The sequence below is a fragment of the Paenibacillus sp. F024 genome (assembly GCF_057814255.1).
On record NZ_JBVASZ010000196.1, the window covers coordinates 1 to 255 of the forward strand.

At 40.8% G+C, this 255-nt stretch carries 1 protein-coding gene; it reads right to left on the reverse strand.

Annotated features, from left to right (window positions below):
• On the reverse strand, positions 1-255 hold a 255-nt coding region (locus ACZYR9_RS27955), incomplete at both ends, for a TRAP transporter small permease (protein ID WP_488981532.1).

A 255-nucleotide genomic window follows, 5' to 3' on the forward strand; every position in this document is an offset into this window, starting at 1 on the left:
TAAATATGACTTAGCACAAACAGGATCATGACCGCACTAGCGAAAATCCCGATCGAATAAACCCAGGCCAGGTCAATTCCCAATGCGGGAGAAGGGGCATCTAAATTCAGCATGACCAATTTGTACGCTCCCTCAAGCACTAAATAAAGAAGAAAAATGACAATAATGCTTCTTACAATAAATGCAGCCTTTTTTAATTTATAGGGCATTCGTTTGACGAAAACATCCATACCCAGGTGCTGATGATCTCTTAGC